This window comes from Castellaniella sp. (assembly GCF_034675905.1).
Lineage (GTDB): Bacteria > Pseudomonadota > Gammaproteobacteria > Burkholderiales > Burkholderiaceae_B > Castellaniella.
The window spans coordinates 75058-96578 of the sequence record NZ_JAUCCV010000003.1 but is presented as its reverse complement, the minus strand read 5'-3'; the positions used below and the strand labels follow the sequence as shown (position 1 = coordinate 96578).

At 64.4% G+C, this 21521-nt stretch carries 20 protein-coding genes and 1 tRNA gene; 11 read left to right on the top strand and 10 right to left on the bottom strand.

The features are described 5' to 3' along the window. Positions 1-184 precede the first annotated feature (184 nt). The 5 genes from rnr (at position 185) to VDP79_RS04890 (ending at position 5502) form a co-directional block, all read left to right on the top strand. Positions 185-2626 (top strand): ribonuclease R, encoded by a 2442-nt coding sequence (rnr, locus tag VDP79_RS04910; protein WP_323016346.1) that lies wholly within the window; start codon positions 185-187, stop codon positions 2624-2626. Positions 2627-2710: 84 nt separating this feature from the next. Continuing rightward, positions 2711-3469, top strand: coding sequence for a 23S rRNA (guanosine(2251)-2'-O)-methyltransferase RlmB (gene rlmB, locus VDP79_RS04905; protein ID WP_323016347.1), 759 nt, complete (start codon positions 2711-2713; stop codon positions 3467-3469). A 35-nt stretch (positions 3470-3504) separates the two neighbouring features. Further along, on the top strand, positions 3505-4743 hold the full coding sequence (locus VDP79_RS04900) for a cystathionine gamma-synthase family protein (RefSeq protein WP_323016348.1): 1239 nt from the start codon (positions 3505-3507) through the stop codon (positions 4741-4743). 277 nt (positions 4744-5020) lie between these two features. Beyond that, a complete protein-coding gene (locus VDP79_RS04895; RefSeq protein ID WP_269495036.1) occupies positions 5021-5293 on the top strand; it encodes an HU family DNA-binding protein in 273 nt (90 codons plus the stop codon). A gap of 133 nt (positions 5294-5426) precedes the next feature. Then, a tRNA-Val gene (locus VDP79_RS04890) sits at positions 5427-5502 on the top strand. A gap of 170 nt (positions 5503-5672) precedes the next feature. Here VDP79_RS04890 and VDP79_RS04885 read toward each other — a convergent pair. From VDP79_RS04885 to VDP79_RS04875, 3 genes are read right to left on the bottom strand one after another with little or no spacing between them, the layout of a single operon-like run. Next, positions 5673-6641: an ABC transporter permease gene (locus VDP79_RS04885; RefSeq protein WP_323017108.1), complete on the bottom strand. Its 969-nt coding sequence runs from the start codon at positions 6639-6641 to the stop codon at positions 5673-5675. Further along, on the bottom strand, positions 6638-7600 hold the full coding sequence (locus tag VDP79_RS04880) for an ABC transporter ATP-binding protein (protein WP_323017107.1): 963 nt from the start codon (positions 7598-7600) through the stop codon (positions 6638-6640). Before VDP79_RS04880 ends, VDP79_RS04885 begins: the two co-directional genes overlap by 4 nt. A gap of 11 nt (positions 7601-7611) precedes the next feature. After that, positions 7612-8775 (bottom strand): NEW3 domain-containing protein, encoded by a 1164-nt coding sequence (locus tag VDP79_RS04875; protein WP_323017106.1) that lies wholly within the window; start codon positions 8773-8775, stop codon positions 7612-7614. Positions 8776-9046: 271 nt separating this feature from the next. Between VDP79_RS04875 and VDP79_RS04870 the strand changes: the two genes are divergently transcribed. The 6 genes from VDP79_RS04870 (at position 9047) to VDP79_RS04845 (ending at position 15024) form a co-directional block, all read left to right on the top strand. Continuing rightward, on the top strand, positions 9047-9805 hold the full coding sequence (locus VDP79_RS04870; RefSeq protein WP_323017105.1) for an energy transducer TonB: 759 nt from the start codon (positions 9047-9049) through the stop codon (positions 9803-9805). Between the two features lie 27 nt (positions 9806-9832). Further along, positions 9833-10747 carry a MotA/TolQ/ExbB proton channel family protein gene (locus VDP79_RS04865; protein ID WP_416233049.1) on the top strand — a complete coding sequence of 305 codons (915 nt, stop codon included), beginning with the start codon at positions 9833-9835 and terminating at the stop codon, positions 10745-10747. A gap of 2 nt (positions 10748-10749) precedes the next feature. Beyond that, a complete protein-coding gene (locus VDP79_RS04860; RefSeq protein WP_323017104.1) occupies positions 10750-11208 on the top strand; it encodes a biopolymer transporter ExbD in 459 nt (152 codons plus the stop codon). A 134-nt stretch (positions 11209-11342) separates the two neighbouring features. Next, positions 11343-12014, top strand: a complete 672-nt coding sequence (locus VDP79_RS04855) for a response regulator transcription factor (RefSeq protein ID WP_323017103.1) — start codon at positions 11343-11345, stop codon at positions 12012-12014. A 61-nt stretch (positions 12015-12075) separates the two neighbouring features. Continuing rightward, entirely contained in the window at positions 12076-13134 is a 1059-nt protein-coding gene (locus VDP79_RS04850) for a HAMP domain-containing sensor histidine kinase (protein ID WP_323017112.1), read from the top strand. Between the two features lie 3 nt (positions 13135-13137). Next, a complete protein-coding gene (locus VDP79_RS04845; protein WP_323017102.1) occupies positions 13138-15024 on the top strand; it encodes a potassium transporter Kup in 1887 nt (628 codons plus the stop codon). Between the two features lie 4 nt (positions 15025-15028). Here the strand turns inward: VDP79_RS04845 and VDP79_RS04840 are convergent, their stop codons facing one another. The 7 genes from VDP79_RS04840 to VDP79_RS04810 all read right to left on the bottom strand — a co-directional run bounded on the left by VDP79_RS04840 (position 15029) and on the right by VDP79_RS04810 (position 21512). Then, positions 15029-15427 carry a hypothetical protein gene (locus tag VDP79_RS04840; protein ID WP_323017101.1) on the bottom strand — a complete coding sequence of 133 codons (399 nt, stop codon included), beginning with the start codon at positions 15425-15427 and terminating at the stop codon, positions 15029-15031. Positions 15428-15526: 99 nt separating this feature from the next. Continuing rightward, positions 15527-15877, bottom strand: a complete 351-nt coding sequence (mnhG, locus tag VDP79_RS04835) for a monovalent cation/H(+) antiporter subunit G (RefSeq protein WP_323017100.1) — start codon at positions 15875-15877, stop codon at positions 15527-15529. Further along, complete coding sequence (locus tag VDP79_RS04830) at positions 15874-16161, bottom strand: K+/H+ antiporter subunit F (RefSeq protein WP_323017099.1); 288 nt, start codon at positions 16159-16161, stop codon at positions 15874-15876. Before VDP79_RS04830 ends, mnhG begins: the two co-directional genes overlap by 4 nt. Further along, positions 16158-16646: a Na+/H+ antiporter subunit E gene (locus tag VDP79_RS04825; protein ID WP_323017098.1), complete on the bottom strand. Its 489-nt coding sequence runs from the start codon at positions 16644-16646 to the stop codon at positions 16158-16160. The genes VDP79_RS04830 and VDP79_RS04825 overlap by 4 nt, the downstream gene beginning before the upstream one ends. Beyond that, on the bottom strand, positions 16643-18265 hold the full coding sequence (locus VDP79_RS04820) for a monovalent cation/H+ antiporter subunit D (RefSeq protein ID WP_323017097.1): 1623 nt from the start codon (positions 18263-18265) through the stop codon (positions 16643-16645). The genes VDP79_RS04825 and VDP79_RS04820 overlap by 4 nt, the downstream gene beginning before the upstream one ends. Then, on the bottom strand, positions 18262-18603 hold the full coding sequence (locus VDP79_RS04815) for a Na+/H+ antiporter subunit C (RefSeq protein ID WP_323017096.1): 342 nt from the start codon (positions 18601-18603) through the stop codon (positions 18262-18264). The genes VDP79_RS04820 and VDP79_RS04815 overlap by 4 nt, the downstream gene beginning before the upstream one ends. Positions 18604-18605: 2 nt before the next feature. Then, on the bottom strand, positions 18606-21512 hold the full coding sequence (locus tag VDP79_RS04810; protein ID WP_323017095.1) for a monovalent cation/H+ antiporter subunit A: 2907 nt from the start codon (positions 21510-21512) through the stop codon (positions 18606-18608). Positions 21513-21521: the final 9 nt, after the last annotated feature.

Genomic DNA, 21521 nt, shown 5'->3' with positions numbered 1-21521 from the left:
GAGAGGACTCGAACCTCCACACCTTGCGGCACATGGACCTGAACCATGCGCGTCTACCAATTCCGCCACCTGGGCACGGCATAACGTGTATGCTATTGCTTTCGTTGAAAACGCTGCGTTTTTATTGCCTCGTTTCAGCGAAGTCAGAACTATACAATACATTTTTTTGGGATGCAAATAGCCTTTGAAAAAGCGAACCAACAACGACAATAACCATGACGGTTCCCTCGTGACAGCCACGGATCTGCCCTCTGATTTCGACCCTAAAGTCCCCAGCCGCGAACAGATGCTGGACGCCTTGCGCCACGCAGACAAGCCGCTGTCGCTCGAGGCCCTGGCCGACACCACGCAAGCCTCGATTCCCCTGACCACCGGCTTCATCCGTCGCGTCAAAGCCATGGAGCGCGACGGACAAGTCCGCTTCAATGCCCAGGGAAGGTTGCAAATATGCAACAACACGGATTTCATCACGGGCACCGTTCAGGGGCACCGCGACGGTTACGGTTTCCTGATCCCCGATGACGGCAGCCGCGACCTGTACCTGTCCACCCATGAAATGGCCAAGATCCTGCATGGCGACCGCGTCCGGGTCAGGGCCAGCGGCGAATACCGTGGCCGCCCCGAAGGCGCCATCGTCGAGGTCCTGGAACGCCGCACCGTCAAGCTGGTCGGCCGTTTCCTGAAGGAACACGGCGCCTTCGTCGTCGCCCCTGAAGACCAGCGCATCAAACACGATATTCTGATTTCCGCCCAGGATGCCGGCGGCGCCGAACCCGGCCAGGTCGTCACGGTGCAGATCCTGCGCCAACCCGCCAGCCACATTCAGCCGCAGGGCCGCATCGTCGAAGTGCTGGGCGAGATCGACGACCCCGGCATGGAAATCGAAATCGCCGTGCGCAAATTCGACGTGCCGGTGGAATTCTCCAAAGCCACGATGCGGCAACTGGGTTCTATTCCCGACCACGTGCGCGATGACGAATACGCCGGGCGCATCGACCTGCGCGATGTGCCGTTCATCACGATCGACGGCGAGGACGCCCGCGACTTCGACGACGCCGTCTTCTGCATGCCCGCCGACCTGGGCACGGAAAAGCGCGCCCGCCCCGGCTGGCGGTTGCTGGTTGCCATCGCCGACGTCAGCCACTACGTCCAGCCGGGGTCCGCGCTGGACGACGACGCCCTGGATCGCGGCACCAGCGTGTATTTCCCGCGCCGCGTGATTCCCATGCTGCCCGAAGCCCTGTCCAACGGCATCTGCTCGCTGAATCCGGATGCCGACCGGCTGGTGATGGTGTGCGACATGATGATCCCCGCTGGCGGCGCCAAGGCCGGCACGGTGGCGGCCTATCAGTTCTACGAAGCCGTCATCCATTCTCATGCGCGCACGACCTACACCGACATCTGGGCCGCGTTACAGCAGCCCAAAGGGCCGGCGGCACAGAACCTGGGGGATCTGTACCCTCACGTACAGACGGCGTACGAACTGTTCCAGGCCTTTTCCCAGGCCCGCCGCACACGCGGCGCCATCGACTTCGATACCGTGGAAACGCGCATCGTCTGCAACCCCCTGGGGCGTATCGAAAAGATCGAACCCTATACCCGCAACGACGCCCACAAGCTGATCGAAGAATGCATGCTGGCCGCCAACACCTGCGCGGCGGACTTCATCGTGCGCAACAAGCGCCAGGCGCTGTTTCGCGTGCATGACGGCCCCACGCCTGAAAAACTGCAGGCGTTGCGCGAAACCCTGCGCCACCTGGGCTTGACGCTGGACGGCGGCGATGATCCGCAAACCAGCGACTATGCCAAGCTGATCCAGGCCAGCCGCGCCCGGCCAGATTTCGAGACCATTCAGACCCTGTGCCTGCGGTCCATGCAGCAAGCCATCTACAGTCCCGAACAGACCGGACACTTCGGGCTGTCCTACGAACACTATGCGCATTTCACCTCGCCCATCCGGCGGTATCCGGATCTGCTGGTGCATCGCGTCATCCGCGGCATTCTGCGCAAGCAGCGCTACCAGCCGCCCGCCCTGCCAGGCGAACCCGTCGACCCGACGCTGCCGGCCAACATCCGCGAAAAAGACGCCTGGGATGCGCTGGGCGCCCTGCTCTCGGCCCGCGAACGCCGCGCCGACGACGCCTCGCGCGATGTCCAGGCCTGGCTGAAATGCTGGTTCGTGCGCGAACACGTCGGCGAGGTCTTCAGCGGCCGCATCACCAGCGTCACCAGCTTCGGCGTGTTCGTCACGTTGGATACGCTGTACGTAGAAGGCCTGGTGCATATTTCCGAACTGGGCGGCGACTACTTCCAGTACAACGACGCCTTGAACGAATTGCGCGGCGAACGCTCCGGGTTCCGCTACCAGTTGGGCGATGCCCTGCAGGTGCAGGTCTCGCGCGTAGATCTGGAAGCCCGCCGTATCGATTTCCGTCCGGTCCGAGGAGAAGACTTCAAGTCTCTGCAGGCCGAAATCGAAGGCGATCCTCGCGCCAGCGCATCGCGGCCCTATAAAAAAGCCGCTGGCGCCAAGCCCGCCGCACTGCGCGGCACCACTGCGCATCAGCGCCGCGCCGAAGCCAAACGCGCCACACGCCAGGAAACCCCGCGCAAACGCCGCAGCTGACGCCCGCAGCGGCGGCACTACAATGACAGGCATGGCCCGCACCGCCTTCGGTGCGGGTTCCTTTCACTGCGCTTCAGGAAGACCATGTCATCCCAACAGATTCTGGCCGGATTCCACGCCGTACAGGCGCGGTTGCGCCACGCCCCCGATTCGATTCGCGACGTCTACCTGGACACCAGCCGCCAGGACGCCCGCATGCAGCGCTGCATCCAGCAACTGGAATCGGCCGGGGTGCGCTGGCACGCCGCCGATGCTCAACGCCTGGACGGCCTGGCCCACGGCGTACGCCATCAAGGCATCGTCGCCCTGGCGCAGGCCCGCCCGCTGGCCATTTCAATCGACGAAGTGCTGGATGTCCTGGAAGATCGCCAGGAACCCGCCCTGCTGCTGGTGCTGGACGGCGTGACTGATCCGCACAACCTGGGCGCCTGCCTGCGCACGGCCGATGCGGCCGGCGTACATGCCGTGATCGCCCCCAAGGATCGCGCCGTCGGCCTGAACACGACAGTGCAGCGCGTCGCCTGCGGCGGCGCAGACACCGTGCCCTACCTGATGGTCACGAATCTGGCCCGCACCCTGCGCGCCCTGCGGGAACGCGACATCTGGCTGGTCGGCACGGATGATGCCGCCGATCACAGCATGCACCAGGTCGACGCCCGCCGTCCCATGGCCTGGGTCATGGGCGCCGAAGGCGAAGGCATGCGCCGCCTGACCCGCGAGACCTGTGATGAACTGGTCTCCATCCCCATGCAGGGATCGGTCGAAAGCCTGAACGTCAGCGTCGCCAGCGCCGTCTGCCTGTACGAAACCGTACGCCAGCGCCTGAATCCGATCAGCGCATAATTCCCTATTTCCTTTCCTGCACTCGTCACGCCCCCATGTCCAATACCGGCTTCACCACTCAAATCGTCCACTACGGCCACCGCACCGATACTGAGCACGGCGCCGTGCATGCCGCCGTCCACCCTTCGACGGAATACACCTATCACGATGCGCACGATCTGGCCGCTGTCTTCCAGAACCGCAAGAAAGGCTATACCTACGGACGCACCGGAACACCAACCACCGCCGCTCTGGAAGCCCAGGTGACGACCATGGAACAAGGCAACGGCACAGTAACGTTCGCCACCGGCATGGCGGCCCTGAACGCCGTGTTCTTTGCCCTGCTGCGCCACGGCGATCACCTGATCGCCAGCAAATACATCTTCGGCAATACCAACAGCCTGCTGATGACACTGGAAAATTTCGGTGTCGAACTGACCCTGGTCGATGCCACCGATGTCGCCCAGGTTCAGGCGGCCCTGCGCCCCAACACCCGCATGGTGTTCGTGGAAACCATCGCCAACCCCGGCACCCAGGTCGCCGACCTGAAAGCCATCGGCGACGTGTGCCAGGCGCACAAGCTGGTCTACGTGGTCGACAGCACGCTGTCATCCCCCTACCTGCGCCCAGGGCGCGATTTCGGCGCCTCGCTGGTCGTCAATTCCCTGTCCAAGCACCTGGGCGGCCACGGCAACGCGCTGGGCGGCGCCGTGACCCAGACGGGGCTGTACGATTGGGCCGACTTCCCCCATATCTACGAGCAATACCGCAAGGACGATTCCCGCACCTGGGGCCTGCTGCAGATCAAGAAAAAGGGCCTGCGCGACATGGGCGGCACCTTGTCCTCCGACGTCGCCCACCGCCTGGCGGCAGGCGCCGAGACCATCGCCCTGCGCATGGACCGCATCTGCAGCAACGCACTGGCCCTGGCCCGGTTCCTGGACACCCACCCTCTGGTCGAACGGGTGCAATACCCGGGGCTGGACACGCATCCACAGCACCAGCGGGCCACGGAATTCTTCGGCGGGCTGTACGGCGGCCTGCTGGGCGTCGTGTTGAAAGATCAGGCAGATGTCTTTGAGTGCCTGAACCGCTTGCGTATCGTGGCGCTGGCAACACACCTGGGCGACAACCGCACGCTGGTGCTGCCGGCTGCCCATACCATCTACTATGAAATGGGGGCGGAGCGCCGCGCCCTGATGGGCATCCCGGATAATTTTCTGCGCATCTCCGTTGGAATCGAAGAAGAAGCCGATCTGATCGGCGATTTTGCGCAAGCCCTAGCAGATCGGTGAAGGCACCGACCACCCGCCGCCAGAACCGGTGAATACGCTCATCGCACTTAATATTTTTAACAGATGTCAGGAAATACGCGGGTCTTCAGCGGTTTCCTCTTGACACTACAAGCCATTCGAAGGCTTAATACGCCTTAGCCACCAACGCTGGCCGGGACCCGCCGCACAGACCGTGCGGCCCCAGGCAGCACCAGCCGGCACAAATGGCGGACACGTCCATCAAATGACTCGATGGATCATCCATCGGGCGACAATAAACCTCAGGGGTATTTTGTAAATGAACAAGACCGAGCTGATCGAGCACATTTCCTCCAAGACCGATCTCTCCAAGGCCGACGTAGGTCGCGCCCTGGAAGCCTTTGTCGGCGCCGTGAAAACCACCCTGAAGAAAAAAGGGTCGGTTACCCTGGTCGGCTTCGGCACCTTTGCCGTGTCCGAACGCGCCGCCCGCACGGGCCGCAACCCGCGCACCGGCGAAGCCATCAAGATCAAAAAAGCCCGCGTGCCGAAATTCCGCCCGGGCAAGGCGCTGAAAGACGCCGTCAACTGATCGGCATGCAGCTGCAAAAAGACCACCCCTGCGGGTGGTCTTTTTCATGCCTGCCCCGCCGCATCGTTTGCCCCCCGTCTCAGGCGCCGATATAATTGCGCCCTGGCTGCCCGGGACACCGGCGCAGCTATCCGGGTGCTTAGCTCAGTTGGTAGAGCGGCGCCTTTACACGGCGTAGGTCGGGGGTTCGAGCCCCTCAGCACCCACCATCCCGGAATATCAAGCACTTAGGAGAAACACCCTGAGTGCTTTTTGTTTTTGTGGAGCCGAAAATCGCTGAGATCGCGGTTTGGGGAAAAATTTGGGACAGGTAGCGTGTCCCAAAGACATCGGATAGGCGCTTTTTTTTTATGCCTTCAGCATGACTGCCGTGCGGGTTTCATGCCCGCACTTCCTGCCGCTGAAACACCACATACCCCGCGGTGAACAGCAGCACCACCGCTGCGATCAGACCGGTGAACTGCGGCCAGACGATGGCCAGGCTTTCGGACAGGGGCAGGGGACTGCCCAGCAGGGCGCCTTGCAGCTGCGAGAGAAAGACCGGTCCCAGGGTGCGGGTGGCGGGGCTTAGCAAAGTGATGGCCGTGTCGCTGAACAAAGTGGCAGGTGATACGTGCAGCAAGCCTTGCTGCCAGGCGATGGTGTGCAGATCCACGCCGCCGCTCATCAGGGTGGCGATGTCAGGCGGAGCGATCGCCTGGGCCAGGGCAGGGGCCAGCATGGGCCATAGCAGGGCGCAGAACAGCCATAGCCCCAAGGCGACCAGGGCCGAGGTCGAGGCGGATCGGAACAGCACGGAACACAGCAGCGCCACTGCCAGCCAGACGCCGGCGTAGGCCAGGGCTGCCAGCAAAAAAGCCAGCGAACGCACCACTTCTTCGCCGCTGGGAGGGACGCCCAGCAGAATCAGGCCGGCGCCCATGACCAGCAGCCACAGGCTGACCAGACAGATGGTCAGGGCCGCCAGACCGGCCAGGAATTTCCCCAGCAGCAAGGCGTCGCGGTAGATGGGTTGCGACAGGATGCGGCTGAGCGTGCGACGGTTGTATTCGCCGTTGATAGCATCGAACCCCAGGCCGATGGCGACCAGCGGGATGAGGAATCCCAACAGGGCGGCAAAAGAGGGCAGCGGCGCCTGGGCATCCGTAAACAGGCGCAGAAAGACAAAGGGGTCGGAGGAGGTCGTCTGGCGGATGCCCTGGATGGCGCCGTACAGCGCGGCGACCGCCGTCAGGACGACCAACCATTCCAGCAGGCGCATGCGGGCGCTGCCCATATGGTCGGCCAGCTCCTTGGACAGGACCGCGCCCAGGCCGTGCCAGGGTGAACCCATGCGGGCAGTGCTCATGTCGGAATGTCCTCGCTGAAGGTCTGTCGGTAGATGCGCTCCAAGCTTGGCGTGTCCGCGGTCAGATCGCGCAACTGAGCGCCGGCCAGCACGGCCGCCTGGGCGGCCTGGGCGCGGACATCGTATTCCGCTTGCAGGATGTAGTGTCCGCCGGGCTCGGTTCGCACCTGCCCCACGCCGGGGACCGCCGCCAAGGCGGCCTGGACGTCGGGGCCGTCGGCATGGAGATGGATTTCGTGGCTATGGCCGCCCAGCACCTGGCGCGCCAGTGACTGGACGGGACCCATCAGGGCGATGCGCCCGGCATTGAAGAGTGCGACCCGGTCACAGATGCGCTGCATCTGGTCCAGCAGGTGTGACGACAGCAGGACGGTGACGCCGTCGTCCCTCAGGGTTTCGATCATGCGCAGAAAGGATTCCGTCGATTGCGGGTCCAGGCCTGAAGTCGGTTCGTCCAGAATGGCGATGGCGGCTTGCTTGAGCAGGATTTCAGCCAGGCCCAGACGTCGTCGCATGCCGTGGGAAAACGTGCCGGCGCGCTGGTCGATGCGGTCAGCCAGTTGCACGCGGGCCAAGGCGGCGGCAATGCGCTCGTCGCGTTCGGCTGCCGGAATATCCAGCAGCCGGGCGGTGTAGCGCAAATTGTCGCGGGCGCTCAGGTGGTCGTAAAACCCGACGGAATCCGGCATGTAGCCGATGTGGCGTTTGACGGCCAGGGGGTTGCGCCAGGGATCTTCTCCCAGAACGCTTACCTGGCCGCGCGTGGCTTCGGTCAAGCCCAGCAGCATCAGGATGGTGGTGGTTTTGCCAGCGCCGTTGGGGCCGAGCAGGCCGAAGACTTCTCCTCGTTGCACCTGGAAATTCAGGGACTGGACCACGGTGCGGTTGCCGTAGTCCTTGCCCAGGCCCTGGGCGGCGATGGCGGGCATGTCTTCGTGCAGGGGGGCGGACTGGTTCATGATCGGCCCGCTCACCGGCGACCGTACCGGGCGATGGCGCCGATCAGCACCAGCAGGGCCACGGCGATCAGGATGGCGCCGCTGACCCCCCATAGGCCGGAGGTCGTGACCGAGACGCGCAGATCGCCATCTGCGGACTGGCCTGCCGATTTCGCATGCAGCTTGACCATGTAGTCACCGGCCAGCGATTGCGCCGAGGGCGTGATCCGGGCCTGGACTTCGACCGTCTTGCCCGGCTCCAGCTGAGTGATCCGTTCCGGCGTGAATTCGACTTTCCAGCCTGAAGGCGCTGTACCGTCCAAGGCAATGTCCTGAGCAGCAGCGGTGCCGCTGTTACGCAGTTCCAGGGGGACATTGCTGGTGCTGCCTATTTGGGCGCTGGCGCTCATCAGGCCGTCGCGGCCTGCCAGGTCCAGCGCGGGCTGGCCGGTGATGTCCAGCTTCAGCGTCGTCTCGGCCTGGGCGCCGTCGGCAGCGACCTTGACTTGGATGTCATGCTCACCGGATGTCGCTGTGACCGGAGGGCGTACATGCAGCTTCACGTTCTTGGATTCGCCTGCCTTGATAGGTACGGCGCTGATCTGCTGGCTGCCGTAGCCTTCGGTAAATGAGGTATCGAAGTAGGGGGGCGCGCTGGCCGCCAGACTGGCCAATATGTCCTGGCCGCTGTCGTTCTTGAGGGTCAGCTGGTAATCGAAGGATGTGCGCGCCGACCCGGCCAATTGCGGCAGATCAGCTTGTACCGACAACTGCGCGGGCAGTTGTTTGGCCAGGCGGATGTCCAGCGGCAGGCTCAGGTGGCGCTGACCGCTATCGGCACGCACCGTGATGGCGCCTTGCGTCATGGCATCGCCTGCAGGGACGTCCAGGCGCAGTTTCAGGAACAAGGTCTGGTTGCTGCCGGGCATGGCGGATGCGACCGGGCGGCCATCGCCCAGCAGTGTCGCTGTCCACCCCGGAGGGACGCCTTCCAGCGACAAGGCCAGGCGTTCCGGCGGGGTGGCCTGGTTGTGCAGGCTGAGGGAAATCGTGGACGTTTCGCCGGCTTTCAAGGTCAGCGCGGGATAGTCGGTGGACAGATAGATGCCGGGGGGCGGGGCTTCTGCTGCCAGGGCAGCGGCCTGAAAGCTGAGGGCGCACAAAGCAGCGGCCCATAGGGCAAGGATTCTTGGCATTATGTATAGCCTCGTGGATGAGTCTCCTGAAGTTCTTGGGACAGGCGTTTGGGGCTGTGGGTTTCAGGAAAAATGTGTATTTCTGTTTCCTTATTTTTCGGAAACCTGGGGAATTTCATTAAAATCATCAACTTGGAATGACTGCGTATCCAGAGCCGGATAGCGGACCGGTGCGGGCTGATAGCGCCTGAATGGATATTCTGTAATTAATATTGAGAATCGTTTTCATTCCTGATAATATCCCGCTTTCACTGAAGTGGTTTTCGGGTTCATGGGTTCGGGTTCTTCCTTGCGGTTTTCTTGGTTGAGGGCGCTGGCTGCCGTCGTGGCGCTGGGCCTGCATGCGGCTGTACTGGCCATGGTGTTGTCGGCTCCCGTCGCCCAGGTGGCTTTGGGGCAGCCCGATGCGCTGGAGGTGCAGTTCGTGGAGCTGGGGCCGGCGGTAGATGCGTCGGCGCAGCCAGCCGAATTGCCGGAAATCCCGGAACCTGAGCCGATCGTGGAACCGGAGCCCGTCGTGGAACCGGAGCCCGAGCCTGTGGTTGAACAGCCCGAGCCGGAATCCATTACCGAGGCTGCGCCGCCCAAACCGACGCCAAAACCCAAGCCCAAGCCCAAACCTCGGCTCAAGCCGCAGCCTGCACACGAAGCGCCGCCTGCAGCGGTCACGCCCGCCGTCACGGCCCCCGCCGGAGGCGCCCGACAGACAGCGCTGACGCGAGGCGAGCAGCAGGCGGTGGACCCGGATCGCCCGCGGACGATCGGTCGCGTGGATTACCTGGGCAAGCGTCCCAGCCCGATCTACCCGCGTCTGGCGCAACGGCGCGGCGAACAAGGGCGGGTGCTGCTGCGGGTGCTGATTTCGCCCCAGGGGGAAGTCGCCCAGGTCAAGGTTCAGCGCTCTTCCGGTTATGAGCGGCTGGACGAAGCCGCGATCCAGGCCATGCAGCGGGCGCGCTTTCGCCCCTATACGGAAAACGGCATCGCCTACAAGGCGCTGGTGGATATTCCTTTTGATTTCGTTTTATAGGTCTTGGACCGACAGGAGTCTTAGAACATGATCATTGATCTGATCAGCAGCGCCGCTCTGACGCTGGCCCAGGCCGTAGGGCCGGACACGGCCCAGGCGGCCACCGCTGCCGTGCAGGGGACGGCCCCCTCTGCGGTGGTCGACGTCGTCAGCCAGGCAAGCGCAGCGCTGCCCGCAGCGGCTAATCTTGCGGCGGGTCAGCAGCAGGGCGTGCTGCACTTCATCGGCCAAAGCGATGCGGTGGGCCAGTCGCTGTTCGGCTTTCTGTTGCTGATGTCGCTGGCCAGCTGGTATCTGATTCTGGCCAAAGGCTTTACGCATCTGCGCATCCGGCAGCGTTCCAGGAAGTTCCTGGCGGAATTCTGGGCCGCCAGTTCCCTGGAGCAGGTGGAAAACGAAATCGCCACGCACGGTGCGGAAGAGCCTTTCGCGCACCTGGCCAGCCATGCCATCCACGCACAGAAGCATCATGCCAAATACGGGGCGCTGAAACTGGAGGAAAGCGGTTCGACGGCGGCGTTCGTCACGCGCACCATCCGCAAGGTGATCGACGAGGAAACCGCCCGGCTGGAAAATGGCCTGACGGTGCTGGCCTCTGTCGGGTCTACGGCGCCTTTCGTCGGCCTGTTCGGCACGGTATGGGGGGTGTATCACGCGCTGTTGAGCATCAGCATGTCCGATGGCGTGACCATCAACCGCATCGCCGGGCCGGTAGGCGAGGCGCTGATCATGACGGGCCTGGGGCTGGCGGTCGCCATTCCGGCCGTGTTGGCTTACAACGCCTTCGTGCGCCTGAACCGTGTCTATCTGGCGCAGCTGGATGCTTTCGCCCATGACCTGTTTACCTTTCTGACGACCGGCCAGCAGGTGGCCGACGGGGCGCATGAGCGCCACGAGCGTCACGGCCGCCACATCAGCCTGGCCAGCAGCCGGGAGGCCTGATCATGGCGTTCGGCAGCTTCGACTCCAAAGGCCCGGGCACGACCATGTCCGAAATCAATATGGTGCCGCTGATCGACGTGATGCTGGTGCTGCTGGTGATTTTCATCATCACCGCGCCCTTGCTCAGCCATTCGATTCGCATCAACGTGCCACAGGTCACGGCGCAGCCGGTGGAACAGCAGCCCAAGGTCATCGATCTGGCGATCGATCCCAGCGGCGCGGTGTTCTGGAACGAGCAGCCGGTGGCCCTGGATGATCTGGAATCCCTGTTTGCTGCCGAATCCGCCGCCGACCCGCAGCCCGAGGTGCGGATTCGCGCGGATATGGATACCCGCTACGGAGAGCTGGCGCAGGTCATGGGGGCTGCGCGGCGGGCTGGGATGAAACGCCTGGGTTTTGTGACGCAACCGGCAGCGCCGGCCGAGCCCGTCGCGCCGGCCAAGAAGGCCCTGGCACAGTGACATCAGCCGCTGGCACCGCTCGTCTGTACGTTGCGCCGACCGCTGACAAGCGCAGTATTCATGCGCTTGTCAGCTATGTAACCACCCTTGCTGGCAAGTGACTTGCGGTGACTTGTTCAGGCTAGAATCACTGCATGCGAGTTCTAGTCATTGAAGACGACACGACCCTGGGCCATGCGCTGCAGGAATTTCTCGGCGGCCAGGGCTATGCCGTGGACTGGCTGCAGTCCGGCGACCGGGTCGAGGGCGCCGTCGCCGGCCAATCCTACGATCTGCTGCTGCTGGATTTGAATCTGCCGGGCCTCAACGGCCTCGAAGTCTTGCAGCGCCTGCGGGCGGGCGGGTCTCAGATCCCGGTGCTGATCCTGACGGCTCGCGATGGCCTGGATGACCGGGTTGCCGGTCTGGACGCCGGCGCCGACGACTACGTAACCAAACCCTTTGAACTAGCCGAACTGGCCGCCCGGGTCCGGGCGATGGCCCGCCGCCATGCCGGGCAGGCGCAGACCATTCTGGAATGCGGGCCGCTGGCTTTCGATACGGTAGGCCGCCAGATCCGGGTCAGCGGCAAACGCCTGGCCTTGTCCGTGCGCGAATTATCGGTGCTGGAAATGCTGATGGCCCGGCCCGGTCGGGTGGTGACCAAACAGCAGATCGTCAATTCCTTGTCGGCCTGGGATGCTGATTTCAGCGAAAACGCAGTCGAAGTCTACGTTTATCGCCTGCGCAAGCGCCTGGACGGAACCGGCGCCAGCATCCAGACCGTGCGCGGTTTCGGCTATCTGCTTGACGTCGACAGTGCCTAATCCCTCTGTAGGTTCCGATCCCCGCCGGGATCGCCAGGCCTTGGGCCTGTTTGAACGCCTGATGCCCCAGGATTCTCTGGCCCGCCGGCTGGTGCGCCGCCTGCTGCCGGCTTTCTTCATCCTGGTCGCCATCGATCTGCTGGCGACCTGGTTCATGACGGGTGTGATCGGCCCCCAGCCCTGGCTGCTGCGCGATCTGTTCTGGGTGATGTTGCTGACCCAGGGCTTGCTGGTGGTGCTGTTTGTCTGGGTGCTGATTTCCGGTATCCGCTTTGAACTGACCTCCATCAATCAGTTGGCGGATCAGATCCGCCAGCGCTCCATCGAAGATCTGCAGCCTTTGGACCTGGCCGGCCTGCCCAGCGAAATCGCCCCGCTGGTGCTGCATTTCAATGATCTGCTCCTGCGTCTCGATGATTCCGTGCAGGCGCAGCGGCGCTTCATCGGGCATGCCGCCCATCAGCTGCGCACGCCGCTGACCGGCCTGAAATTGGAATCTGAACTGATGCTGGGGCAGGACCTGCCCGATGACATCCGCACGCGGGCCGATCGCATCAAATCGGTGACGGATCACATGATCCGCATGGGCCAGCAGTTGCTGGTGCTGGCGCGCGCAGACCATGCCGCGCGCCCCCAGGATAGTTTTGTGCGCCTGGACCTGTGCGAATGGATGCGCCAGGCGGGCGCGGATTGGCTGGATCGGGCGCGAGACCAATCCGTGAGCCTGCAGTTATCGGCGCCTGATGAGCCTGTCTGGGTGGATGGCGACCCGGTATTGCTGGGTGAGTTGCTGGCCAATCTGATCGACAATGCCCTGCGCTACGGCGAGGGCGCGAGCCTGATCCAGCTGCGGGTCATCAGCAATCCCCCATCCTTTTCGGTCGAGGACGATGGCTCGGGCATTCGCGCCGAGGATATCGACCGTGTGTTCGAGGCCTTTTACCGGGCAGCCGACGCCGGACCCGGCGGTTCGGGTCTGGGGTTGGCCATTGTGCGCGAAATCGCCCGCGCCCATGGGGCCTGGTGGAAGGTCGTCAGCCGCCCGGCCTTTCCGGGCGCCCGGATCACCCTGATTTTTCCCGGCCCCTGGCGAGGGGCCTGTCTGACGCGGGCAGAATAGATCATGAGTACTCAAAAACCATTGGACTCGAGCAGTCCGCAGGCGGCGTTGCTGATCGGCGCGCTAGGGGTCGTCTATGGCGACATCGGCACCAGTCCGCTGTACACCATGAAGGTCGCCCTGTCGGGGACCAGCAGCCCGGATGTCGAACATATCCTGGGCATGCTGTCGATGCTGTTCTGGATGTTGATCCTGGTGGTGTCGCTGAAATACGTGACCTGCATTCTGCGCGCCGACAATCGGGGGGAAGGCGGGACGCTGGCTCTGATGGAATTGGCCATGCGCGGGCGCCCCGGCAAGGTGCGTTGGCGTTTGGCTGTGCTGGGCCTGATGGGAGCGGCGCTGTTCTATGGCGACAGCATGATCACGCCGGCGATTTCGGTATTGTCCGCCGTCGAAGGGATCGGGATCGTCTCCCATCGGCTGGATGCCTGGGTCGTGCCGATCGCCGTGGTGGTCTTGCTGGCCTTGTTCATGGTGCAGTCGCGCGGGACGGGCACGGTGGGCAGGCTGTTCGGCCCGGTGATGCTGGTCTGGTTTCTGGTGTTGGGCGCTCTGGGGGCCTGGCGGGTGACGGAACAGCTGCAGGTCCTGCAGGCCATCAACCCGATCTGGGCGCTGCGCTTCATCGGCGATGCGCCCTGGGAAACCTTTCTGGCCCTGGGCGCCCTGGTGCTGGCTTTGACCGGGGCCGAGGCTTTGTATGCCGACATGGGCCATTTCGGCGGGCCGACGATCCGCCGGGCCTGGTTCGCCCTGGTCTTGCCGGCCCTGGTGCTGTGTTATTTCGGTCAGGGCGCGCTGTTGCTGAGCGATCCGTCGGCCATCCGCAACCCCTTTTTCCTGCTGGCGCCGGACTGGGGTCTGATTCCGTTGGTGGGTCTGGCCACTGTGGCCACCGTGATCGCCTCGCAATCGGTGATTTCGGGGGCGTTTTCCGTGACCCGGCAGGCGGTGCAGCTGGGCTATTGGCCGCGCATGGTGATCCAGCACACCTCGGCCAGGGAAGAAGGCCAGATCTATCTGCCGCGTGTCAATTGGCTGTTGTTGCTGGCGGTGCTGGTCCTGACGCTGGCGTTCGGATCTTCCGATAGCCTGGCGCATGCCTATGGCTTTGCTGTGACAGGGACGATGCTGATGACATCGCTCCTGGCCTTTGCCGTGCTGCCGCGCGCGTCGCGTGGCGTGCGCCGTGTCGCCTGGTTGGCGCTGATCACTTTGTTCCTGCTGATCGACGTGTTGTTGTTCACGTCCAATACTTTGAAACTGCACGAAGGGGGCTGGTTGCCGCTGGTAGTGGGGATCGTCCTGTTGACGCTGATGGTGACCTGGAAACAGGGGCGGCAGCGCATCCATGACACCCTGGCCGGGGATCATCAGCCTCTGGTCAGTTTCATGGAATCGCTGGAAGCCTATCCGCCGACCCGTGTGCCGGGAACGGCGGTCTTCATGAGCATGATTGTCGGCACGGTGCCGCCGGCGCTGCTGCACAATCTGAAACACAATAAGGTCCTGCACGAGCAGGCGCTGTTTCTGACCATTGAAGTGGCCGACGAGCCCTATGTGCCGTTCGATGAGCGCGTGCGGGTCGAACGGGTCAGCCGCAGCAGCTGGCAGGCGACCGCTCGCTGGGGGTTCAAGCAGGAACCCAATGTGCCGCAGGTAGTGGAGCAGATCGCCCAAGAGGTCCAGGATCTGAATCTGGAACCGATGCAGACGTCCTATTTCCTGTCGCGTCAGACGGTGATCGTGGTGCGGCGCCTGCCCTGGCATCAGAGCTGGCGCCGCCACCTGTTTGCCTTCATGGCGCGCAATGCCAGCCGCACCACCCGGTTCTACAAGATTCCGCCCAACCGGGTGGTGGAAATGGGCATGCAGATGGAACTATGACGGTTTACGATCCGGTCGTGGCGGGGATCGTGATGGTGGTTTCGCGCAGCACGCCGCCGGACTGGACCGAGCCTTCTGTGCGGGTGTTGGCGTTGTCCATCAGGGTCGTGCAGTTCTGGCGCTGGTCCGCGGGCAGACTGTCGCAGCGCAGCGTGCGGTTGCGGTCTTCCGTTTGGGCAGACGGGCTGCTCAGCTTGTCCTGTCGGGCGGCCTGTTCGGCAGCGCCGGCTTCGCGCAGGCAGGCCTGTTTGTCGATGCCGGGCGTGGTGTTGCAGCGGGCCACGTCCTGTTGGTATTGAGTTTGCGGGCCGGCGGCCTGGGCGCCGGGGGCGAATAGCGCCGCACAGCCGAGTCCGGCTGCCAGCAGACCGGTCCGTAGAGATATCCGTAATGCTTGATGCATGATGAGCACTCCTTGTTGAGTACCGGGCGCTATCCCGGTCCGGCACGGGGGACTCCATCAGTTTACGGGTTTTCCCTTACTTCTATGTAACCAATACGCTCAGGGGGCGGGCGGCTGTGTGTCGGCTGTGATGGATGGCGATGTCGGCGCGATGTCACGGCGGATGGCGCTTTGCATCAGCAAAATGGCCGTGACGGGAGCGGTCATGAACAGGAACAGGCAGATCAGCCATTCATGGAAAATCGGCCTGCCCTGCAGCAGGCTGGCCACCAGCGTCGCCGCCAGGACGACGCAGAACGTACCCAGCGTCATGCCCAGGGTTGGCGCGTGCATGCGTTCGTAAAAACTGTGCAGCCGCAACAGGCCAAGGGACCCGATCAGGGTGACAAGACCGGCCAGGATCAGCAGCAGGGCGACCAGCACGGCGGCCCACAGAGGCAGTTCGTTCATGGCTCGATGACCTCGCCGCGCAGCAGAAATTTGGCCAGGGCGGCCGAGCCGACGAAACCGAATAGTGCAATCAGCAGCGCCACGTCGAAATACAGACCGGCCTCGAAGCGCAGCCCCAGCACCAGCAGAATCAGCATGCCGTTGATGTAGAGCGTGTCCAGGGCCAGGATACGGTCCTCGGCCTGCGGCCCCCGGATCAGGCGAACGGCCGCACAGACCAGACCCAGAGCGAAGCACAGCAGGGCGAAGCCGCCCGCCCAGTTCAGCAGTAGTGTCGTGCTCATTCGAAGATCTCCATCAAGGGGCGTTCGTAACGGTCCTGGATGATGCGGGTCAGGCCCTCGGGGTCGGACAGATCCAGCACATGCAGGGTCAGGACGTGGCGCCGGGTGTCGTGCCCGGCCCAGACGGTGCCGGGGGTGAATGTGACGATGCAGGCCAGGGCGGCCAGGCCGTGGGGGTCGTGGATCCTCAGGGGAATGTCCAGGAATCCTGGCGTGGCCCGGGATGCGTGACCCTGCAGGATGCGCAGGCTGACCAGATAATTGGACTGGACGATGTCGCGGGCGACGTGGCAGATCAGCCGCAGGGCGGTCAGCGGGCGGCGCGGATGAGATCGGACAGGGCGCAGGATCGGCGCCAGCAGGCTGAGTATCAGCGCGATGATCAGGCCCAGCAGGATCTGTCCGCTTGACAGACTGTCGTTCAGCAGCAGCCACAGGACCAGTAGCAGGCAGGGCAGGGGCAGGAATCCCAGCAGGCGCCTCATGGCTGGTCTCCGGGGGCGGCGGGCGCCAGGACGGCCTGAATATAACGCCCCGGTTGGTCCAGATAATGGGCCGTGTCTTCCAGATAGCTCATGGCGGGACCGGCCTGGATGGTCAGCGCGGCGCAGGCGCCCAGCAGCACCAGAATGGGGATGATCTCGTTGAGACGCAGGGCGGGAACATGCAGTTGTTCCGGAATCCAGAACAGGCGTACGCCGCAGCGGCCCAGCGCCATCAGGCAGGCCAGCCCCGACCCCAGCATGGCAGCTACCAGCAGCCAGACATTGACGGTGGGGGCGCCGAATTCAGCTGTGCGCAAAGCCGCCGACAGCAGTGAAAATTTTGCCACGAAGCCCGACAGCGGTGGCAGGCCGATGATCAGCAGGGCGCAGACGAAAAAACTCAATCCCAGAAAGGCCATGGTGGCGGGCAGCGGCGTCCCCACGGCCTGCTCGGACAGGCTGGTGGCGTCGGGTTCGTCCGCTTCGAAGGCTTCCTGGGTGACCGCCAGTATATCCGCCCCGAAGGACTGGCTGCGTTCGGTCAGTTCCAGCAACAGGAACAGGGCGCCCAGCGCCAGTACCGAACTGAGCAGGTAGTACAGGGCGGGGCCGGTCAGGGTGACGCCCGGCATCCCCAATGCGGCGAACAGAGTGCCCGACGAGGTGATGATGGCGTAGGCGGCGATGCGCCGGGGCTGCGTGCTGGCCAGCATGCCCAGCGTGCCGAAAGCCAGGGTGGCGATGCCGGCGGGGAACATCCAGGCGCCGCCGAAAGCGGCGGGCGCGCCGGCGGGCAGCAGCAGCGACCCGATGCGCAGCAGCGCGTAGATGCCGACCTTGGTCATGATGGCGAACAGCGCGGCTACCGGCGCGCAGGCTTCGGCGTAGGCGTTGGGCAGCCAGAAGTTCAGGGGCCAGGCTGCCGCCTTGATCAGAAAAGCGACCCCCAGAATGGCGGCTGCGCTGTCGAACAGCTGCCGGTCGGCGCCGGTGAGCGTCAGCGCCCGCACGGACAGATCCGCCAGATTCAGCGTGCCGGTCAGCCCGTAGATCAGGGCGATAGCGATCAGCAGCAGGAACGAGGCGATCAGGTTGATGCCGATGTAGTGCAGGCCGGCGCCCACGCGCCGCTTGCCCGAACCATGCAGCATCAGTCCGTAGGACGCCGTCAGCAGGATTTCGAAGAAAACGAACAGATTGAACAGGTCGCCGGTCAGAAAGGCCCCGTTCAAGCCCATCAATTGCAGTTGGAACAAGGGGTGGAAGTGGCTGCCGGCCCGGTCCCAGCGCGCAGTGGAATAGGTCCAGGCGCACAGGCCCAGCACGGCGGTCAGGCCCAACATCAGGGCCGACAGGCGGTCGGCCACCAGCACGATGCCGAATGGCGCGGCCCAGTTGCCCAGGCGGTACACCCCGATGTCGCCCGCCCACAGCGATCCGCCGATCCCTTGGGTGGATCGGATCAACAGCAGGGCGGCGGCGATCTGCAGGGCCAGGGAGACGGCGCCCAGGCCGACGCGCAGCGGCCGCTGATTGTCGCGCGTCAGCAGCATCAGGGCGCCCGCCAGCAGGGGGATCAGAACCGGCAGGACCGGCAGGTGCTGCATCCAGAGGCTCATGAGCGGTGTTCCTCGCCATCGACATGGTCAGTGTCGCTCATGCCGCGCGAGGCCAGTAGCACGACCAGGAACAGGGCGGTCGTCGCAAAGCCGATCACGATGGCAGTCAGCACCAAGGCTTGGGGCAGGGGGTCGGCGTAGCTGGCGGGATCAGCCCAGTGGGGATCGATGACGGGCGGCGCGTCCAGGCGCAGGCGGCCCATGGCGAAAATGAACAGGTTGACCGCGTAGGCCATCAAGGCCAGGCCCATGATGAACTGAAAGGTGCGAGGACGTAGCAGCAGCCAGATGCCCGATCCTGCCAGTACGCCGATGGCCAGAGCCAGTATCCATTCCATGGTCAGGGCTCCACAAGCGGCGCGTCGGCCGGTTCGGTGATGTTGCGGTGAAAGCGCAGGGATTGGTGCGCCAGCGCAATCAGCATCAGGATGGTGGCGCCGACCACCAGCATATAGACCCCCAGGTCGAACACCAGGACGCTGGACAGGTGGATGGCGCCGGCCAGCGGCAGGATGACTTCCAGGGTGTAGGCCGACAGCAGGGGTTTGCCGGCCCACCAGACCGCCATGGCGGCGCTGCCGGCGACCAGCAGACCCAAGGCGATCCATGCCTGCGGGCGGATCAGCGGACGGGCCTCGACCCACAGGATGCCGCCCACCATGTATTGCAGGAGGATGCCGGTGGCCATGACCAGGCCGCCCACGAAGCCGCCACCGGGCAGATTGTGCCCGCGCAGCAGGAAATACAGAGAGATCAGGGTGGAGACCGGCAGCAGCAGGCGCACCAGCACGGCGGGGATGTGCATCAGGCCGCTCGGCAAAGGGGCCTTGAGATCCGGGTCGCGGGCAGGCGCCTGCTGCAGAATGCGGCGCAGGCGCGGCGAGGCCACCAGGGCTTCGGCAGGCGGGCGGAAGCGCCGCAGCAAGGCATACACGCACAGGGCGACGATCGCCAGCACCGTGATTTCACCAAAGGTGTCGAAGGCGCGGAAATCCACCAGGATGACGTTGACGACGTTGGCTCCGCCCCCCAGCGGCCAGGCCTGTTGGACGAAAAAGCTGGAGATGCTCTGGTGGGCGGCAGGGCGGGTCATCATGACGTAGGCCAGGATGGCCAGCCCGGCGCCGCCGGTGACGGCCAATGCGAAATCCCGCCAGCGGCGCCACTGGGTGCGGCGCCAGGTCGCGCTGGGGTACTCCTCGATGCGCGGGGGCAGCCAGCGCAGGCCCAGCAGGATCAGCACAGTGGTGACGACTTCGACCGTCAACTGGGTCAGGGCCAGGTCGGGGGCCGAGAGCCAGGCGAAGGTCACGCAGGTGATCAGACCGGTTGCGCCGGCCAGCATCAGGGATGCCGTCCGGTGGTATTTTGCCTGGTAGGCGGAGGCGATGGCGCAGGCTCCGCCCATCAGCCACATCAGGCCGAAGGACCACTGCAGCGGTGTGTCGCCGGATGCGGCTTGCGGCCACCAGCCGCCGCGCAGCAGCGGCAGGGCTGCCACGCCCAGGGTGCAGAGCACCAGCAGCAGGACCTGAGGCTGCAGCCGTTGGGTCTGCAGCCGGTTCAGCAGCCAGTGGGCGCCGCTGTCGATGGCTTCCAGGGCGGTTTCGAAGCTTTGGCGACCATCCAGGCGGTAGATCAGGGGCACCTGGCCGGGCACCCGGCGATCCCGTTCGCGCAGCGCCAGATACAGGCCGATCCCTGCGATCAGCGCGATCGTGCTCATGATCAGGGGCAGGTTGATGCCGTGCCAGAGCTGCAGATCGAAGGCCGGCACGTTGGGGCCGAGCAGGCCGCGCATGACCATGTCCAGGACAGCCCCCAGGGTCAGGCTGGGCAGGATGCCGACTGCCAGGCAGATCACGACCAGCACGGTGCAGGGAATCAGCATCATGCGAGCCGGATCGTGCGGCGTGCGCGGCAGGTCGGTGGCGGGCGGGCCGAAGAAGACCTGCAGCACGAGGCGCAGGGAATAGGTCACGCTGAAGGCCCCCGCCACCACGGCGGCCAGCGGCAGGCCCCAGCGGCTGGCCCAGTGGCCGGTAATGAACACGGTTTCGGCAAAGAACATTTCTTTGGAGATGAAACCGTTGAGCAGCGGCACCCCGGCCATGGCGGCCGCTGACACCATGGCCAGAGTGGCCGTCAGCGGCATCAGGGTGCGCAGGCCCGACAGGCGCGTCAGATCGCGGGTGCCGCTTTCGTGGTCGACAATGCCGGCCGCCATGAACAGGGACGCCTTGAAGGTGGCATGGTTGACCATGTGGAAAATGGCGGCCACCAGAGCCAGGCGGCTGTTCATGCCCAGCAGCAGGGTGATCAGGCCCAGGTGGCTGATGGTGGAATACGCCAGCACGCCTTTGATGTCGCGCTGGAAGGTGGCGGCATAAGCCCCCAGCAGCAGCGAACACAGGCCTGCGCCGCCGATGGTCCAGGTCCACCAGTCGGTGCCGGAAAAAATCGGCCAGAAGCGCGCCAGCAGAAAGACGCCCGCCTTGACCATGGTGGCCGAATGCAGATACGCCGACACCGGGGTGGGCGCCGCCATGGCGTTGGGCAGCCAGAAATGAAAGGGAAACTGGGCGCTTTTCGTCAGCGCTCCCAGGGCCAGCAGCACCAGCAGGATCGGATACCAGCGGTGATTGCGGATCTCGTTAGCGGCGGCCAGCACGGCATCCAGGTCGTAGCTGCCGACGATGTGGCCGATGATCAGCATGCTGGCCAGCAGGCAGAAACCGCCGCCGCCCGTCACCAGCAACGCCATGCGGGCGCCGCGCCGGGCTTCCGGGCGGTGTTGCCAGTAGCCGATCAGCATGAAGGACGACAGGCTGGTCAGTTCCCAGAACACCAGCAGCTGGATCAGGTTGCCTGCCAGGACGATGCCCAGCATGGCGCCCATGAAGCTGAGCAGAAAGGTGAAAAAGCGCGGCACCGGGTCCTGATCCGACAGGTAGTAGTGCGCGTACAAGGCGATCAGCGCGCCCATGGCCGAGATGATCACGGCAAAGAGCCAGGCGTAGCCGTCCATGCGCAGGGTCAGATCTACGCCTTGGGTGGGAATCCAGGGGATGCTGAGCTTGATGACACCCATCGCCGCGACTTGGGGGGTGGCCGCCAGCGTCAGCGCCAGACAGGCCAGCGCGCTGCCGCCGGCGATCCAGGCCCCGGCCCGGCGCGCATTGGCAGGAAGCAGTGCGGCGCACAGGCTACCGGCAAACGGGATCGCGAGGATCAGGGTCAGAAGCATGGGGGCGTG

Bases quoted from the DNA above. Each gene is read 5' to 3' on its own strand.
- rlmB (WP_323016347.1), top strand. From the start codon at position 2,711: ATGTCATCCCAACAGATTCTGGCCGGATTCCACGCCGTACAGGCGCGG.
- VDP79_RS04900 (WP_323016348.1), top strand. From the start codon at position 3,505: ATGTCCAATACCGGCTTCACCACTCAAATCGTCCACTACGGCCACCGC.
- VDP79_RS04895 (WP_269495036.1), top strand. From the start codon at position 5,021: ATGAACAAGACCGAGCTGATCGAGCACATTTCCTCCAAGACCGATCTC.
- VDP79_RS04885 (WP_323017108.1), bottom strand. From the start codon at position 6,641: ATGAGCACTGCCCGCATGGGTTCACCCTGGCACGGCCTGGGCGCGGTC.
- VDP79_RS04880 (WP_323017107.1), bottom strand. From the start codon at position 7,600: ATGAACCAGTCCGCCCCCCTGCACGAAGACATGCCCGCCATCGCCGCC.
- VDP79_RS04875 (WP_323017106.1), bottom strand. From the start codon at position 8,775: ATGCCAAGAATCCTTGCCCTATGGGCCGCTGCTTTGTGCGCCCTCAGC.
- VDP79_RS04870 (WP_323017105.1), top strand. From the start codon at position 9,047: ATGGGTTCGGGTTCTTCCTTGCGGTTTTCTTGGTTGAGGGCGCTGGCT.
- VDP79_RS04865 (WP_416233049.1), top strand. From the start codon at position 9,833: ATGATCATTGATCTGATCAGCAGCGCCGCTCTGACGCTGGCCCAGGCC.
- VDP79_RS04860 (WP_323017104.1), top strand. From the start codon at position 10,750: ATGGCGTTCGGCAGCTTCGACTCCAAAGGCCCGGGCACGACCATGTCC.
- VDP79_RS04855 (WP_323017103.1), top strand. From the start codon at position 11,343: ATGCGAGTTCTAGTCATTGAAGACGACACGACCCTGGGCCATGCGCTG.
- VDP79_RS04850 (WP_323017112.1), top strand. From the start codon at position 12,076: ATGCCCCAGGATTCTCTGGCCCGCCGGCTGGTGCGCCGCCTGCTGCCG.
- VDP79_RS04845 (WP_323017102.1), top strand. From the start codon at position 13,138: ATGAGTACTCAAAAACCATTGGACTCGAGCAGTCCGCAGGCGGCGTTG.
- VDP79_RS04840 (WP_323017101.1), bottom strand. From the start codon at position 15,427: ATGCATCAAGCATTACGGATATCTCTACGGACCGGTCTGCTGGCAGCC.
- mnhG (WP_323017100.1), bottom strand. From the start codon at position 15,877: ATGAACGAACTGCCTCTGTGGGCCGCCGTGCTGGTCGCCCTGCTGCTG.
- VDP79_RS04830 (WP_323017099.1), bottom strand. From the start codon at position 16,161: ATGAGCACGACACTACTGCTGAACTGGGCGGGCGGCTTCGCCCTGCTG.
- VDP79_RS04825 (WP_323017098.1), bottom strand. From the start codon at position 16,646: ATGAGGCGCCTGCTGGGATTCCTGCCCCTGCCCTGCCTGCTACTGGTC.
- VDP79_RS04820 (WP_323017097.1), bottom strand. From the start codon at position 18,265: ATGAGCCTCTGGATGCAGCACCTGCCGGTCCTGCCGGTTCTGATCCCC.
- VDP79_RS04815 (WP_323017096.1), bottom strand. From the start codon at position 18,603: ATGGAATGGATACTGGCTCTGGCCATCGGCGTACTGGCAGGATCGGGC.
- VDP79_RS04810 (WP_323017095.1), bottom strand. From the start codon at position 21,512: ATGCTTCTGACCCTGATCCTCGCGATCCCGTTTGCCGGTAGCCTGTGC.